This window comes from Frateuria defendens, assembly GCF_001182895.1.
Taxonomy (GTDB): domain Bacteria; phylum Pseudomonadota; class Gammaproteobacteria; order Xanthomonadales; family Rhodanobacteraceae; genus Frateuria_B; species Frateuria_B defendens.
On sequence record NZ_LFQR01000196.1, the window covers coordinates 1 to 343 of the forward strand.

Consider the following 343-nt stretch of genomic DNA (forward strand, 5'->3'; position numbering starts at 1 on the left):
CAAGCATGCCATGGCGGCCGGCGGGGACGGCGCGAGCGGCCCCGGCCGCCCGCTTCCCTCCGACGCTTGGCTTACGACATGACTTAGATATATCGTAAATCAACTTCCGATATATCGGTATACGACCATGCGCATGCATCACCTGTTCTTCCGCGCCATGCGGCACGCCCCCTTCGCCGGCCGGGACCGCAGCCACCACGATCGCCATTTCGCCGGCGAGCCCGACGGCAGCAGCTTCGAGGCCCGCTGCGGCCGCTTCGGCGACCCGTTCGGCGGCCGCCGCGGCGGCGGCGATTTCTTCGCCGGCTGGGACGGCCTGCGCGGCGGCGGGCGCCGCGCAGGC

At 70.8% G+C, this 343-nt stretch carries 1 pseudogene; it reads left to right on the forward strand.

Annotated features, from left to right (window positions below):
• Window positions 1-127 precede the first annotated feature (127 nt).
• A pseudogene (locus ACH65_RS17830) lies at window positions 128-343 on the forward strand (hypothetical protein); the annotation flags it as partial.